This is a genomic window from Nocardia sp. NPDC051750 (genome assembly GCF_044453135.1).
Lineage (GTDB): Bacteria > Actinomycetota > Actinomycetes > Mycobacteriales > Mycobacteriaceae > Nocardia.
Window position 1 is genome coordinate 1619481 of the sequence record NZ_JBITCK010000001.1, and the last position, 18264, is coordinate 1637744.

Below are 18264 nucleotides of genomic sequence, written 5' to 3' on the forward strand. Positions count from 1 at the left end.
ATGATCGATATCCCGGGCTGGGCGCAGAACCTGGCATGGATCGCGGGTGTGGAATGGCCCGAGGGCAACGAAGACGAGATGTGGGGCCTCGGGGAGGATTGGCGGGGCGCGGGAGATTCACTCGACGATATCGTCTCGGACATCATCGAGGCCAAGCGTGCCTCGCTGTACGCCTATCCGGAGGGTGACGGCGTCGCCGAGATGATCAAGGCTTTCGACAGCCTGATCTCCGGTGACGGATCCGATACCGATCAATCCGTGCCGAAACTCGCCGACAACTTCCGGGCACTCGGTGATGCGGCGTACAACACCGGCACCGAGATCGAATACACCAAGCTGATGTATCTCTCGTCGCTGGCGTTGCTGCTGGCGGAGCTCATCGCGGCGTCGTTCGCCCTTTTCGCGGGGCCTGCGCTGCACGCCGCGGCCGTCGCAGCGACCCGGGTCGCGGTGCGTTTGCTGACTCAGCGGGCGATACAGGCGATCATGCGGATCGCCGGGCAGAAGTTCGCCAAATTCCTGCTGCGCCATGTGGCCATCGATACGATTCTCGGCACTCTGCAGGAGGTCGGAATCCAGGGGTGGCAGATCCAGCAGGGGCATCGCCCGGATTTCGACCTGGGGCAGATCGGGGTCACGGTGGTGGCCTCCGCCGCAGGTGGCGCCGCCGCCGGCCCGCTGGGTGATCTGATGGGGAATGCGCTGCGCCGGGAAGGCAGCGGGATACTGCGCCAGACATTCGACGGGTTGGCCACCGGCGCCGTGGCCGGACTCGCCGGCGGTGTGGCCGGTACCGTCGCCGCCATCCCGGCTCAGTTCGCGGTCCTCATGTACCACAACGGCGGGGACTGGGGCGACGCGATGGACAAGACGATGTCGTCGCTGCCCCAGCAGTTCGGGCCGCTCGGGATCGTCTCCGGGATGACCAACGGGGCGATCACCGGTGGTTACAAAGGTGGTATCAACGCGGCGGGCGGCAAGTTCGGAATAGGGGTGCACAGCGAGGACTTCCGCAATACCTGGGGCGACCGGACCCTCATGGACCGGATCAACGCGGAAGTGAACGGTTCCGGCCCGCGCGCCGGTTTCGCCCCCGGTGCCGGATTGCCCGGTGGCACAGACGGTTCGGGCGTGGGACCCGATGGATCGCAGACCAGTAGCCCGGCGCGGACGCCGGGTGGCCCCGAAGGTAACGGGTTCACGGGCGAGGGTGGGCCTGCACACAACGGCTCGTCGATGAACGACAGTTCGTCGAACGGCGACGGCGATTCGAGCAACGGCGACCGGCCCAGCTCCCCGGCCTCGGCCACCGGCGATCCATCGAACGGTGGCGGAGACGGCGCGGGCCGCGGCGATTCCGATCCCGGCTCGACGAGTTCCGGCACGCCGGCGAACGACGGCGGTCAGGTATCGCGCGGAGACGATTCCACGGATTCGGGGGCGGCCGCGGAGCCGTCCCGGGGCGGTGACCGGTCCGACTCCGGTGCGGGTATCGCGGACCGGTCCGGGGGGCAGGAACCTACCGGGCCGGTCGCGGATTCCGGAACCGATCCGGGGCGGGACCGTTCCGAGACCTCGGATACCGCTGGTGTACAGCAGGATACGGGCGCAGGGGAGTCGCAGAGCGCCGGTCGTACGGCCGGCGACGGGGTCACCGGGACCGGGGATCCGGCGCTGGGTGGCGACCGTACCGGCGCGCCGGGTGCGGTCGTCGGCGCACCGGTGGCGGGCCCGTTGGGGGGTGCGCCGGTGCCACCGGCCGCCGGAGTACCGGGGGCCACGCCCGCGCCGGGTTCCGCACCGGCCGCTCCGGGTGCCACTCCCGGTGGCTCCAGTCCGGCTGCTCCCGGCTCCTCGCACGCTCCCGGCAGCGGCGGCGATCAGCGGGCACAGCCCGGAGCGCCGGGTGATTCCCGTTCGTCGCCGGGCGCCGGCGAGGGTGGGTCGCGCGCGCGGACCGGCGACCGGGCCGGAGCCGGTGATCGAGCGGGAGCCGGTGACCGGGCCGGGCAGCGGTCGCCGTATCCGGGCACGGAGGGTATTCGTGCGGGCCGGACCGATGCTCCCGCACCGGATTCGAACAAGGCCCGGCCGGCGGACAATGGGCAGGACCTCCCCGGCGGCCGGGTCCCCGGCGATGTCGGCGACGGCCGGATCGGGCCGGAGGATGTGCTTCCGCTCCCGGTGCCCGGAGATACCTCCACTATGCGCGAGGGCGGATCGCGCAGTACGCCGCGTGATCCGGAGTCCCGCGGCCCCCGCCGCGATAGCCGGGCCGGCACCGATCCCGACGACAACCCGGACCGCTCCCCGGATGATTCCGCCGACGACCTCGATCCCGCCCCGGACGACCCGGACGACCTCGACCCCTCGCCGGACGATACCGACGACACCCGGACCCGGGACCTCGATGAGCCCGAGGGGGCCGCCGAGCCGCGCAACCGCGGCGAATGCGCGCGACTGACGTTGGCCCAGCTCCAAGAGGAGACCGGCAGCACCCGGATCAGGCCGCCGGAAGATCCGGTCGGGCCCCGCGGTATGGACCGCTCCGACATCGAGGACGCGCTCGGCGGGAAGCTCTACGACTATCCGGCCCCGGACCAGCGCCCGGGTGCGGAACCCGAGCCGCGGCATCAGGCCGTCGCCGACGAACTGATGCGGCAGGCCGCGCAACTGCCTCCGGAACTGGTGCTCGCGGGCCGGGGACCGCGGGCGTTCGTGATCGACAGCTATGCCGGTCCGGTCGACGAGCACGGGGTGGGTTCGCACGCCTACTCGATGCGGGTGGTGGCCGACCCGCTCACCGGCGAATACCGGATCGTGGTCTCGGATCCGACCGGGGCGCCGTCCACCCGTGGCTACCCGCCGGACGCGCCGGCGGAGGTCCGGAAGGTATCGGCGACGATCCTGGACGGGGCGGGCCGGGTGGTTCCGCCGTCCGGGAACGATGCCCGGGTCCGGCCGTCGGTCGAGGAGTATCTGCGGCACAACCAGGACGATTACCGGGCGAACCGGCAGGGTCGCCGGGAAAACGAGGCGCAGTACACGGCGCGGCGGGAGGCCGAGGCCGCCGATCTGACGTCCCTGCTGGAACGCCGGCGCGCGCAGGTCCTGCGGCTGGTGGCGGATGGTTTCGACGAGAACGGCCCGGCCGGCCTCGGCGATGCGCTCCGCGCCCGCGCCGACGAGGCCGACCGTCAAGCCGAGGAACACCGCGCCACCGCTGACAACCGGTGGGACGAGGCGCGCCGCCCACCGAAGACGCGGATCTCCGACTGGCCAAGGGACAACGAGCGGACACCGTCGGATGACGACCCGGACTCGCGTGACGAGGACGAGCGGTCGAACCGCGATGAGGACGAGCCCGCGGGTCGCGATGAGGAGCCCGCGGGTCGCGATGAAGGCGAGTCGACACGTCGAGATGAGGACGAGTCGGCCGGTCGGGATGAGGACGAACCGGCCCGTCGAGGCGAGGACGAGTCGGCCGCCCGGGGTGGGGACGAGACATCCGGGCGCCGGGACGACGCGACCCTGGATCGTGCGGATGAGAGTGAGGCGGGGGCTCGCCGTGCTCCGGAGTCCGGTGTCGACTACGGCCGGAATCGCCCCGAGGACGAAGGTTCGCCCGGGCAGCGGGAGGAATCCGGCGCCGAACCGCGCAATGATGCCGGCGACGATCTCGTCTACACCGATTCCGGCGGGCGGCGGCATCATCGCGACGACCCGCCGAACACCTACCGCGACACAGATTTCCGGCTACGCGACCAGCACGGCTGGGTACCCGATCCGCGCACCGGGGGCGGATATCGGCATCGCGCGCAGCTGGGCGAGGCCGCACCGTATCTGCCGACCGATCCGGTGCTGGCCGGGCAGTTGGCCGAGGCCTCGGCCACGCGGCTCGAGCAGCAGGCTCGCCGCGACCGGCTCGCCGCCGACCTCGAAGCGCTCGCTGTGGAAGCGGGGATTGTCGGCCGGGCCGATCTCACCGACCTCCGATATCTCACCCCGAACAAGCTCGAGGGCGAGATCGCCCGGGAAGAGCAGCAGGTCCTCTTCGACGAAAGCCTGAGCGAAGACGAGCGGCAGGAACGGCTCGCGATTCTCGACGATCTGCGCATCCACGCCGAGGATTACCGCAGGCTGATCCGGCAGGAGGTAGCTGCCTCGCAGCAGCTCGGTGAACTGGGTGGGCTGGCCTATGCGCTGGATCCGGAACTGCACCCGGGGGCGGTTCAGCTGTCGCCTTACGAGGGCGGGAGCAGCGCGAAGAACGTCGTCGATATCGCGGTCCTGGTGCCCGGGGCCGACGGTGCGCCGCCGAAACTGCTCGTCGTCGAGGCCAAGGGTGTGGGGTCGACGCTGGGTGGATCGAGAGTATCTGCCGCACAACAGGGTTCGCCCGAATACCTCGCCCGGACCCTCGCCATGGACAAGAACCTAGCCACCGTGCTCACCGAGAGCCCCGAGCAGATGCGGGCCCGCGGTATCGACCCGGACGGCGCCCAGGGACGCGCGCTCACCCGCGCACGGGACAACCTGCTGGCCGCTCATCGGGACGGAACGCTGCAGGTCGAGTACCACGAGGTGCGGACCGGGGCGAACGGCGATGTCAGGGTGCGCCGGTTTGATCTCACCCGCGACGGCGCCCCGGTTCCCATCGATACGATCGGCGGCGTCGGCAACCTGCATGCCGACGGTTTCTTCGGCGACGATCCCGGCCGATCCCGCGCCGCGGACTACCGGCATCACGCACAACTCGGGCCGGAGCAGCCGTACCGGACGGCCGACCGGGCGCTCGCCGAGCGGATGACCGAGGCCGTGGCCCAGCGGGCCGAACAGCGGGCCGAACACGCCCGCCTCGACGCCGACCGTGCGCGGCTCCAGGCGGAACTGGGGCGGTTCACGCGCCGAGATCTCACCGAGATCCGCAATCGCAGCCCGCGGGCCGTGGGCGAGGAGATTGCGAAGCAGCAGCGACTGGTCCGCAACAACCCGGACCTGAGCGATAGTCACCGGGCGGAGCGATCCGCGGCACTCGACGCGCTGGGTGAGCATGCCCGGCAGTTCCATGCGCTACGACTGCGGGAGGTCGCCACCTCACAGCATCTGGGCGAGCTGGGTGGTCTCGCGTACGCGCTGGATCGAGATCTGCATCCCGGGGTCGTGCAGCTCACCCCGCTGGAGGGTGACAGCACCTCGAGCAATGTCGTGGATGTCGCGGCCTTCGTCCCGGGTTCCGATACCACGCCGCCGAAGCTGCTCGTTGTCGAAGCGAAGGGCGGCCGTTCGCCACTCGGCGGGTCGAGAACCGTGGACGCGCAACAGGGTTCACCCGAATATCTACGCCGTACCTTGGCGATCGACAACAACCTCGCCAGGGTTCTCACCGAAACTCCCGCGCAACTGCGCGCGCGCGGAATAGACCCGGACAGCGATACCGGTCACGCGGTGCTCCGCGCCCGGGAGGAATTGCTCACCGCCCATCGGGACGGGACGCTGCAGGTCGAGTACGTCGAGGCGCGTACCACTGCCGAGGGCGATACCACCGTGCGGCGCTTCGATCTCGAACGCCGCGGGCGGCCGGTGTCGTTCGATGTCATCGGCGGTGTCGGCAGAAACCCCGAGAGCAGTGCCGGCGCGGACCGGGGCCGATCGCTGTCACCGGACGATCGTCGCGACCCGGACAACACCGGCCCGATACCGCGCGTCGACGATACGCAGCCGATTCCGGCGGTCGGCGACACCCAGCCCTTGCCGCGTGCCGGGGACGGGCAGCCGCTGCTCACCACGGCCGACACCCAGCCGTTGCCGATCGTGGACGGGGCTGCTCGCCCCTCCGATACTGAGCTGCTGGGTGTCACCGCCGACGATGACTGGTCGGACCTGTCCGCGGCGGAAGTCGGCACCCGCCTACGTGACGAAATACGCGCGATCACCCGTAACCCGCGTTTCGAGGTGGTCGGTTTCGACCGTCCGGGACTGCATCCGGAGGTGGTCCGCGAGTACGCCCGTGCCCTGGTCGATATGTTCACCGAAAACCCGTCGGCCCGGCTGAACTCGGTGCGCTTCCGCGACAGTATGCGGGACGGGGTTTTCGCCCGTACCTGGTGGACGCCCGTCGGCGGCCTCCGGCGGGCAAGCAGCATCGAGTTCAATGCGGCCATGGCCCGCAATCCCGCTGAAGTCCGCCGCGCCACCGACGCCAATGCCGACTCCGGATGGTTCCCGACAGGGGTGCGGCACCGTCCCGCGTATGCGCGGGTGGTGCACGAGTTCGGCCATGTACTCGACGCTGCCGGTGACCACGCCGCGCGCCGCGAGGTCTCCGGTCACCTGCTGCGGGAGTTCTTCCAGCGCAATCCGGATGCCACGAGTATCGATGACTATTTTGCCTGGTTGCGGGAAACGCTCAGCGGTTACAGTTTCCACCCCGGCAGCCCGCATCTGAACCCCGCCGAGGCGCTCGCGGAAGCGTTCCTCGCCGTGACGATGAGCCGGTTCGACCCGGAGGGAACTCCGCCTCCGGATCCGGATGGGCCGGTCGGGATCATCCACGACCTGCTCGTCCGAATCGCCGACGAGACCGCACCGGCCGAATACGGCTGGTTCGACGCACGGGACCTGGGCACACCGGGCCCGGCCACGCGGGGCCTTGCGCCACCCGAGCCCGGCGGTGTGGACCCCGGCCGTGACGACGTCGGCGAACCGGGTGCACCGGCGGGCCGGCTGGATGTGCCGGTCGACGAAGAATGGTCGGGGCTGGCACCGGAGCAGGTCGGGCGGCAGTTGCGCGATCGGCTGCGCCGGGTCACCGGAAATCCGGACTTCGCGGTGTCGGGATTCGATCTGCCGGGTTTGGCGCCGGAGGTGGTGCAGGAGTACGCCCGGGCGATATCCGATATGTTCCAGCGTTTTCCGGGTTTCGAGGCGCCCGGTGTCGTGATTCTCGACGGATACGACGAGGCGAGCGCGGGACGCGTGCGGCGTGAATTGCGGGGTTCGGTCTTTCTCGATGTTGCCGATGGGGAACGGATCACCGATGCGGTGCTCGGTGGACGTGTCGATGGCCACGATCGCCCGGCATTCGCTCGGCGCCCGGCATACGCGGCGGCCCTGCGGCACTTCGCCGAGGCAATAGAAGGGCGGGAAATCGCCCCGCCGACGATCGTCGATCGTTTTCTGGCGCAATCGCGGGGGTTGTATCCGGGTCTCACTGCGCTCGATATCGGTGCGGACAACCTCCCACGCAGTGTGCGCCCGGCCGATGCGTTCGTGGAGACGGTGCTGCGTGGCCGGCAGGCGGTCGATGCGCAGTTGGGGACGGTCCACGATCTGCTGGTCCGGAATCTGGTGGATACGGTCGAAGGCACCGATACGGACGTGCTGAGGTCTCCGGTGGATGACGAATGGGCGCGTCTGGGCAACGCGGAGATCGGGCATCGGCTGGCCGCGGAGCTGCGCCGGCTCACCGGGAACCCCGATTTCGAGGTGCGTGGTTTCGACGATCCCGAATTGGATGCCGATGTCCTGGGCGAGTACGCGCGGGCGACGGTCGAAATGTTCCGCCGGTTCCCGGGGCTCGCGGTCGCGCGGATCGAGATCGAGACGAACGTCGGTGGCTACGACTGGGATTCGTTCGGCAGGATCACGACGATCGATTTCAAAGCGGAAGACCGCCAGTACATTCTCGGGTTCGGCCGCGCCTATGCGCTCGGGGCCGAGCGCTTCCGGTGGGTTGCCGGTGCCGTCGAATCCGGTGCGTTGCCCGCAGGAATGGGCGAGCGCCCGGCCTACGCGGCGGCCGTGCACACATTCGGCCTGGCAGTCAACAGCGCGACCGGCCACAGGCTTGACGCGAGCATCCTTGCCCACAGACTGCTTGTCGGGCATTTCTTCGGCCGGGCGGACAGCGAGTGGAATTCCGGCGCCTACCGCGCTTGGCTGCGCACCGCGGTCGGTGAATGGGGCGCCGTGGTCGACCGCCGTCCCGCAACGGTATTGGCGGCGGCATTCGCCGATGTCGTATTGCGGGGCCGGGACAATGCGACCGAGCAGGTGCGGGCGCTCTATGACCTGCTGTTCGCGCAGGATGGTGTCGAGCCACGGCTTCCGGCCGGGGAAGAGATATCCGTCGACCGGTTGTCCGAGTTGGACTGGGCACTACGTTTCGGGGCGCCGCCCGTCGACGAATGGTCGTCGTTGTCGGGAGTCGAGGTCGGTGAGCGGTTGCAGGAGGTGATGCGGGAACTCACCGGTAACGACCGGTTCCGGGTATCCGGGTTCAGTGCCGACGTACATCCGGAAACCGCCCGGGAATTCGCACGGGCGATCACCGATATCCATGCTCGGTTCCCGCAGCCTGCCCTGCGCAGTGTGGGGTTTGCCGATCTGGACACCCGGGTGATGGGCGAGTCCAGGTTGAACGTGAACTTCACGCGGCGGGGATACCCGGCCGAGTACATCCACTTCCATCAGGGCTATGCGGCGGCGCCCCGGCCCTTCCTCACCGCGGTGCGGGACAGCGTGGAAAGCGGGTTCCACTACTCCAGTGCCCTGGATCGCCCGGTGTACGCGACGGTACTGCACGAGTTCGGGCATACGCTCGACTTCGCCGGGATGCGCTATGCGGCGCGCACTCTCGACACGGTGCTGCTCGAGTACTACTCGGCCAACGATCTCGGTGAGCAGACAGTCGCGGGATACCTGGACTGGCTGGCACAGAACCTCAGCGGTTACAGCCTGCACCGGGACGGCCGGCTGCGGCCCGCCGAGGCGCTGGCAGAGGCATTCCAGCATGTGGAAACCGTCGGCCGCGACAATACCGGGCCGGTGGTGCGGCTGGTCTATGACACGCTGCTGGCGGCGGTGCAGCGGACCGCCGACCGCAGTTTCGCCGGGCGGCTGGGCGATCACATCCGGGATGTGGGTCTGCGGGGACTTGTGTTCCGGAACGAGTCCACCGGGGATGAACCGGCCGGGGACGCGGCGCCGGATCGTGGGCCGGACGAGAACACGCCACCCGATGCGGACGACCCGGCCGGCAGCGACTCGGACGCCGAGTGGCTGGCCGCGCCGGCCGACCGGTGGTCCGGCCTCGATCCGGTGGACGTGGGGCGGCAGCTGCGCACGGAGATGCGGGAGCTCACCGGCAACCACGAATTCGAGGTGTACGGATTCGGTCTGCCGGATCTGAATCCGGCGATCGTGCAGGAATTCGCCCGGTCGATCCTCGAACTGCAGCGCCGTTACCCGCAGGTCGATCTGCGCAGTGTGGGAATCGCCGATATCGGCGGCGCGATTGCCTCGGCCATGCCCGTACCCGACCCCGGCACCGGGAACGTGCGGGCCGACGGGATCACCTTGAACCTCCCGTACGCACGTAGCGCACACCGCCTGCTGAACGCCGTGCACCTACTTTCCGAAATGGGGCGATACAACCCGAATGTGCTCATCCGGCCCGTTTTCGGGGTGATCGCGCACGAGTTCGGCCACGGCGTCGATTTCGCGGGCCGCCGCGAGGCGCGGTTGTCGCTCGAATACGAACTGCTCCAGTACTACGCGCACGAGGTCGGCGGGCCCGCACAGGATTTCCCGCATTGGCTGCGCCGCGAGCTTGTCGGATACAGCTTCCACAAGGACGGCCGGGGCCTGTTCGAAGGCGAGGCGCTCGCCGAGGTTTTCGCCGAGGCGGAGCTGGCGCGTCTGCTACCGGAATCCGAGCGGCCGGCGCTCTCCCCGGTGCGGCAGTTGATGTACGACCTGCTGCTCCGGTATGTCCCCGATACGCCGCCGGCCGAGACCGGCTCGCTCACCCGCCGCGACCAGTTGGACGGGAACCCTGCCGGGCGCGAAACCGATGGCCCGAATCTGATGGACGGTGATCGTGCCGACCGGGCCGCACCGGAAAACCCGGACCAGCGGCCGGGCGAGGGTGCGGGCCGCCGCGACGATCGCGTGGAGCGGTTCGGCGCCGCGATCGACGACGAATGGTCGGGACGCGACGCCGCGCAGGTCGGCGAACACCTGCAGCAGCGCCTGTCGGAACTGACCGACCGCGATATCGAGGTGTTCGGATTCGATATGCCCGGCGTCGATGCCGATCTCGCGCGGGAACTCGCGCGGGGTCTGACGGAAATGTTCACCCAGTACAAGAAGGTCGATATCCGCCGGATCGGTATCGGCGAAGTGCCGCCGGGATGGCTGGCATCGACGAACGCGGACCGCAACGGCGGGTCCTTCAGCGAGTCGATGACCTTCAGCCAGGTCTATCTGCGTAATGCCGAGCTGACCGCGAATATGGCCCGCAGCCGGGTCGCCGCCGGAGCCTTCTCCCCGCGTGCGGGGCAGCGGCCGGTGTACGCGCTGGCGGTACACGAGTTCGGGCATGCCCTCGACCACGCCGGGAACTACCGGCGGACCAGGTTGCGAGCCGATTCGCGCCTGCACGATCTCTTCTTCCGCGATAGTTCCGTCGACACCAGCGACCGCGATGCCAAGAAGAACTGGCTGAAACGGGTTCTCACGGGTTACAGCCTCAACCGGGACGGCTCGCTGAACCCCGGCGAGGCGCTCGCCGAAGCGTTCCAGGCTTACGAATTATCCGGCGGTCCGGATGGGGTGAACCCCGCTGTCCTGGCTCTCTACAACGAACTCATCGGCGCGCTGGGTCCGGAAGGGACACGGCGCACCGAGGATTTCCGGCCGGTCGGGGTCCTCGATACACCGGACCGGCCCGCGGCGCGGCAGGACGAGCCGGACGGCCCGGATCTCCTCGGTGCGCCGGACGCAGGTGGGATCGAACCGGATCCACCCGCGGACGCGCTGGACCTGATTCGGGGCGAGGACCATCCGATCGATGGCCGGCAGTACGGCCTTGCCGACCCGGTGGGGCCGGAAATCCGGGAGATTCTGACCCGCAGTGCGGCCGGCCGGCATGCGCTCGGCGTGCTGCGGGATGCGGGCGCCACGGTCCGGTACGAGCCGCCCGGCGGAGAAACCACCGGGGACGGGTTCTTCCCGCGGACGATGGATGTGCTCATCGGCGCCGCCGAGCGGGACCAGATCGCCCAGGCGGCGGCGGTCGTGCGTATCGCGGCGCTGGCCGAATCCGTGGTTACCGGGCAGGTCGAGGTGACACCGGCCCGCGTGCGCGCACTGGATCGGGACGCCCATGTGGACGCCTGGAACCGGGCCGAGGCGGAGGCGCTGGGCCGGCAGGCCGAATTCCATCGTGACCTGCGGGCGGCCGGTTTCGCGCCGCTCGGCGGTCCGCGCGCCGACGCGGTCGACGTGGTGCGGCAGCAGATGCTGGAATCGGCCTATCTGGATGCCTGCGACGCGGCGGTCCGTGCTGCCGGAGCGGGCGCGGAGCCGCACCGGGCAGCGCGGGCGGCCGGTATCGACGCGGTCCTGGGCCACCCGAACTTCGGCGCTCCCGGTCGGGTAATGGGCGGCGCGGACTGGGATGCCCAGCACGATATCCGGCCGCCCGACGGGATGACCGAATACCTTCCGTGGACACCGGCCGAAGCACGTGCCGAGGGGCCGCGGCCCGCCACCGGACCGCCGGAGACTCGATCGGCCACCGAACCGGACCGCGACACCCCTGCTCGTGAATCGCGCGACGTGGTCGAGGAAGCACTCCGATATTCGGATACGACTCTCGCGGCCTGGGTCGCCCAGATATTCGACCGGCACGGGCTCGAGGTGCGTTTCAGCTCCGGCCCCGAGGCCGCGGCGCACCGGATCGCGGGAGAACGGACCCGGCTGGGTGAGGCACTGGGCTACGACCCGGTCACCCGTATCGTGGTGCTCGACAGCGCCGACGATTCGGCCCAGCATGCGCGGGATCTCATCGTCGCGGCCCGGATGGCCGAATTGCTGGCCGCCGGGGATCATCTGCTGGAGCGGATAACCCTGACGCGCGACGAGTTCGTATCACTGATGCTGGACCGGGCCGCCGAGGGCTACGCCCAGTCGTTCCGGACGATGGTCAACGGGCTCGGTGTTATCGAACGCCCATCCGGCGATCCGCTGGCGCGGGCCTACGCCGAAACCTTCGCCGATGCGTACAAGCGCGTGCGCAAGGCTTATTCGGGACATCCCGAGGTGCACCCGGAGTATGCGGCGCACCGGGCGGGTTACCGGACGGTGCGGGCACAAATCGACACTTTGGGGCCCGTGATCGGGACCGGCGGCCTCGCGGCCCGGTTCGAGGCATCCTGGGCGAGGGCGCAGGGCCTCGCGGCCGACGCCGGTAGTGTCACCGACCCGCGGGGCGGCCGCACGCTCGACGGTCCTACGGCGCTCGACCAGCGGGCGAGACTCCTGGCGCTGGAAATCGAGGGTTTTCAGCAGGTCCGGGCCGGGGGCCGGCGGGTTCTCCCGGTGGGTCCGGTCGAAGAGGCATACAACACCGCCCACGACCGTGCTCTCCGTCGCGCCGAACGCGCCCAGCGGGGTGACCACCGTGCGGAGGATCCGCAGGCGGTGGCCCGGCGGGCCGGCCGGGACGCCGTGCGCCGCTTCCTGGAGCGGGCGGGAGCCGAGCGGACCGAGCTTCTGATGGACGCCGTCCGTTCTGCTGATGAGGGCCGCGACAACCCGCGGTGGGGCAGGCCCGCTCCCGACCGTAGTGAGTATTCGAGGGACAGAACGGGTCCCACCGATCCGGATCTGCCCCGGCGGCTGCTCGACGCGAAGATGGGTACCCCGCTCGATACGGACGTGTCCGGTGGAATGCCGGAGCGACTCACGGACCGAATCCTTCGCTACCCGGCGAGTCCGGCGACAGGGTGGCGGCCGATGCTGTCGATCGCTGCACCACGGGGTGAACATATGGACGCCCTGCGTGATCTGGCGACCACCCACCCGGACTATACGAACGTCCTCTGGGACCGCAGCCATGGTTTGGATTACCTCGAACCGACGACCGGAATCGACGGCGACCCGAGGCTGAGCTGGTTGAGTCATTCGGATGCCGAGGGTGTCGACCGCCTGCCCGATCGGGACGAGGCCACCATCCTGCTGCTCGACCATTATCTTCGCTATCGGCAGGAGGGCCGGGTCCGCGTCGGATTCGACGACTGGCTGGCGCAGTTGGGCCCGGACGCCCGGATCACCGAGGAATACCTGAAAACGTACAGCCGGGCCGGCCGTGTCGGCGACCTGCGCCCGGATTTCGTGACCCAGGTGTACCAGAGCTCCGTGGATGCGGATCCGCCTGTGACCGAGCCGCATCCGGCGGCTCTGGTCCAGCGCATGTACACCCGGCAGTTCGCGCTGTCGAACTCGGCGCTCGCCGGCTGGTCACACGACGCCGCGGCGCCCCGGGTCGTCAAGTTCCGGGGTGGCCTGGTGACCATCCGGGTCGCACCCGACGGCCGGGGCGGCTGGCAGGTGCCGCCGCCGTCCGGGTCGGGTAATGCCGCGGATGTGCTCGCCCGGCGCTTCCGCGGGATGACCGCCGCCGATCCTGATGCCCTCGTTCGGCGGATTTCGCGCATCCTGAACGATCCGCAGGCCGAACTTTCGCCGGATGCCATGCCACGGCGGGGTCTCGGGCGGCTCATGCGACTGCTGCGGCCCGGCTCGGGCGGCGACGCAGCCGGACCGAACGGGGATGGTTCAACCGCCCGGCAGCGCGAGGACGACGCCCCGGATTTCCTGGACCGGACAGAGGACGCCCCCCACGCCCCTCATCGGATCGACGATCCGGTTGCTGCCCTGGATATCACCGGGGGCTCCGACGGCCGGACCGATGCCGAACGATTCAACGCCCCGGACGACGACTGGTCGGATCTCGACCCGACCGAAACCGGTCTGCGTCTGCGCGATGAGATGCGCGAACTCACTGGTAACGAAGATTTCCAGGTGTACGGGTTCGGCCTGCCGGATCTGAATCCGGTGGTGGTGCGGGAATTCGCGCGTTCCATCATCGATATGGCCCGGCGGTATCCGCAGGCCGATCTGCGCAGCATCGGAATCGGCGATCTGAACGGCGCGATGGCGCTGAACAAACCGGTGACCGACCGGGGGACCGGCACGGTCCGGGCCGATTCCATCGCCCTCGATATCGAGTACGCCCGCGACCCAGAACTGCTGCTGCGGAAGATGCGGGACAACGTCGTCGCCGGCAAATACAACGCGAATATGCTGCTGCGGCCCGGTTACGCCGTCGGCGTACACGAATTCGGGCATGCGATCGACTACGCGGGCCGCCGCGGCGCCCGGGCGGAACTCGAGTCCGTCCTGTCCGACTACTACCGGATGTTCCTGGGCGGGCCGGAATCGGAGTTCCAGGACTGGTTGCACCGGACGCTCACCGGATACAGCTTCGACCGGAACGGCCGGCTCGAACATGCCGAGGCGCTGGCCGAGGCCTTCACCGAGGTCGAGATGTCCCGGCTGGTCGCCGGGCGGGGGCGGCCCGAGGTCAGCGAACCGCGACTGCTGATCTACAACCTGCTGCGCGATTATCTCGACGCCCCGTCGCGAACTCATGATCCGGCAGCGAACCTCCCGGACGATTCCCCGGACCATGTCGGCCCCGCCGACGCATCGCGACCCGGCATCAGCGGTGAACCGGATGCCGGCCCAGCCGGTTCCGGTGATCAGGCTCGGATCCCGGTCGACGACGAATGGTCGGATCTGACTCTGGCGGAAATCGGCGACACCCTCCGCGAGTATGTGCATGCGATGACCGGGAATCCGGACTTCGAGGTGCGTGGTTTCGATTGGGTCCCGCCGCCCGATTCCGCGCCGCGCCGCGTGATGGAGGGCTACCCGTCCAACCCGGCGAAATCGGTGGATATCGCACAGGCTCGCGAGTTCGCGCGGGGCGTAACCGATTTGATCGCCCGGAATCCGCAGATGCCGGTGCGCGGCGTGGAGATCGTCCCGGGAGACCGGTACCGGAGCGTCTCGATCCGGCCCGCGGACGGGCTGCTCCGGATGTACTCCGGCCGGCCCCATTCGGGTGACCGGGTAGCCCTGGATTCGACGTACCGGCACACCGCACGGGCCTTTGCCGAAATGATCAATCGAACGACCGGGGGGCTGGCCGAAGGATCGGTCCGGGAAGCCCTTGCGCAGCACTACTCGTACAACAGGCTCGGCGATCAGCACCGGCTGGCCTTCATCGACTGGATGCAGAGCACGCTCGATATCTTCGGGACGGACAGCGTCGGGAGAAGGCGCGCCTGGCAGCCGGAAACGTTGCTGGCCGATGCGTTCGCCGAGGTGACGGCCCGCGGCCGTGATCGCGCGGCCGGGCCCTTCGTTCTGCTGCACGATCTGCTGCTGGCCCAGGACGGTATCGAAGCACGTACCCCTGGCTTCGACCCGGACCTCGGCATGAGCCGGGTGGTCATGGCGGAGCGTCCCGAGTGGGTGCTGGGCGCCCCGCACAACGACGAGTGGTCTGCCCTCACGCCGGTCGGGGTGGGGGAGAAGCTGCAGGCCGAGCTGCGAAAGCTGGGCAACCCCGAACTGACTGTGTTCGGATTCGAGAGTGAAGGACTGAATCCGGTCATCGTGCGCGAGATCGCGCGCGGCTTGACGGATATGGCCCGGAACTATCCGATGGCGGCTGTCCACAGCGTGGGGTTCGGGGACGGCTACCATCTGGCGCTCACGCTGCCGGAATCGGACACGGGAACCGGCACACGGCGTTCCGCGACGATCACGTTCGACGAACGGTCGGCGGGGGATATCGGCAAATTCGCGATGGAGCCGATATCCGCCGAGTACTACTACGCGCGGAACTCGGGTGCGCACGACCGGCCGGTATATACGAACGCCGTCCAGCAGTGGGCGCGGGCACTGGATATCACCGGCCGCGAGTCGGCACAGAAACTGGTCGACAACGCACTGCGTGTGCACTACTTCGGCCAGCGGCTCGGGGACGCGACCGAAGAAGGCTACGCCGACTGGCTGCGATCCGAATTCAGCGGGCACGTCTTCGAGACCACGTCCGGCGAAATGGATCTCGGCTGGGCGTTGGAGGAGGCGTTCGACCAGGTCGTGACCCACGGCCGCGACGGTGCCCGCGCCCATATGGTGCGACTGCACGATCTGCTGGTGCGGGCGGCCGACCGGAACTCGCCGGGCGCGGCGCTCGGGCGGATGTGGGACCAGCTCCGATTCGCGAAGGTCGGACTGGAAACCGCCGCGTACGAGGCGATGTGGCGGGTGCTCGACAAGCCCGCACCGGCTGTCCCGCAGCTGGGCGAGCGGGCACCGGCCGGGCCCACGCCGGACCCGGACTACGGAACCCCGCCGGAAGACGGGCCGGAGGTGCCCGACGACGCTGCGCCGCGGGATGTCCCGGATTACGGCACCCCGCCGGAGGAGGGGCCGGTCCCAGATGGTGTGCAGGACGATATCCAGGTACTCGGTGTCCCGGACCAGGACGAATGGACCGGGCTGACGCCGCCGGAAGTCGGCGAGCGGCTGCGCGACCTCATGCGCGAGGCCACCGGCAACGCGGATTTCGAGGTGTTCGGGTTCGATCTACCGGATGTGAATCACGAGATCGTCCGCGAATTCGCGCGCGCCGTCTCCGAGATGTACCGCGACTACCCGCAGGCCGATATCCGGTCGGCCGGTATCGGGGAGGCGCGTGCGGGCGTACTCGCCGACGCCGGACCGGCATTCGACAACGACTCCGGGACCTTCTACACCAGCGATATCACCCTCAACCGGCAACATGCCACGAACCCCGCCGATTTCGCCGGCCGGGTCCGCCGGAGTGTGGACAACGATCAGTTCTCGCCGGCCATGCTGCGCCGGCCCGTCTACGCGATCACGGTCCACGAATATGGTCATGCGCTCGACTATGCGGGCGGTTTGCGTGCGAGCGGCGAGGCCGAGAACCATCTCCTGCGGCTGGCGGCCGAGAACCCGGACGTGAACTTCGGCGAATTGCTCGCCGAGCTGAGCGGATACAGCCTGGACGACGGCCTGCTCCGCGGCGACGAGGCGGTGGCCGAGGCATTTGCCGAGTACATCCTGGGCGGCACCGACCGGGCGAGTCGCGAGGCGGCGGCCGTGCGGGCCGTCCGCGAACTGTACGAGCTGCTGATCCACCATGTCGGCACCCCGCCGGAGGGCGCCGCGGGACGTGCCGGTGCCCGCGGTGCGATGGATGCCGGGCGCGCACCCGATGTCCCCGGTCCGGATCGAGCAGACCCGGAAGTAAGCGCGGACGGCGAGGCGCGGGAATCACTCGGCGGGTCACCGGATCCGGCAGCACCGGACGAGAGTGCGCAGGGCCGACCGCTGACGGATGCGGGTCTCGAGCTCGTTCGTGCCGGTGCGGATCGGTTGGCTACCTCTTCGCGCGGGCCGGCGGCGGCCGAGGTCCTGGAACTGGTGGCCGGCACCGCCGCCGGTCGGCACGCGCTGACCGTGCTCCGCGACGCCGGTGCGCAGATCCGGTTGGATCCGGACCCGGAGCTCGCCGATCTCGGTGACGGTTTCGATGGCGCAACCATGGATATCGTGGTCGCGACCGCGGGCCGCGACCAGATCGGTCAGGCGGCCGCTCTCGTCCGCGCGGCCGCGCTGGCCGAGGTGGTCGTGAACGGACACCTCGAGGTGCTGCCCGGCCGGATCCGCGGGATGGACCGCGCGGACTACGTATCGGCGCGGGTGGCGGCCGAAGCCGAAGCGTTTGCCCGGCAGGCCGAATTCCATCGCGAGCTCGCGGCGGCCGGTTACGACGTCGCAGACAGGCCCACGGCCGACCGGATCGACAGTCTGCGGCGCGGCGAAGCCGAAGCTGCCTACCACCGTGCGGTGGAAGCGGCCCGTTCGCGGGCGGAAGCGGCCGGCGCCGAGCCCGGCCCCGATTCGCGGCGCGCGGGTATCCGTGAGCTCCTGGGCAACCCGCGGTTCGACAACCCGGAGCAACCGGAACTCGGGGTCAGCGGCCGGCTGGAAGCCGGTGCCGAGTGGGACGCACTTCAGGACGAGTCATCGCCCTATCAGCTGCGGGAGTATGTGCCGACGTCACCGGAAGCGGCCCGGGCGGTCGCAGAATTCCTGCGAGCGGAGGCGGCGTCGACGCGCCGCGCGGCCCGGTGGGCGGCGGAGTGGGACGAGGTCGCCGACCGTCTCGGGAATGCCCTCGGACCGGCCGAGGACCAGCAACCGCACAGTCGTACCGAGTACTTCCGCGAACTCGAGAGGCGTGGCCGGCTCACCGAGGACCCCGTGGTCGCGCACGATCTGCGGGTACTCGGCGAGCTGACGGACCGGCTC

The 18264-nt window shown here is 69.5% G+C and carries 1 protein-coding gene (cut by a window edge); it reads left to right on the forward strand.

Going from position 1 to position 18264, the window contains the following annotated elements:
- Window positions 1-18264, forward strand: the 5' portion of a protein-coding gene (locus ACIA75_RS07275; protein ID WP_397100797.1) for a hypothetical protein. 15873 nt of this gene lie beyond the right edge of the window; 18264 of the gene's 34137 nt are visible here — the first part of the coding sequence; the start codon lies at window positions 1-3; its stop codon lies off the right edge, out of view.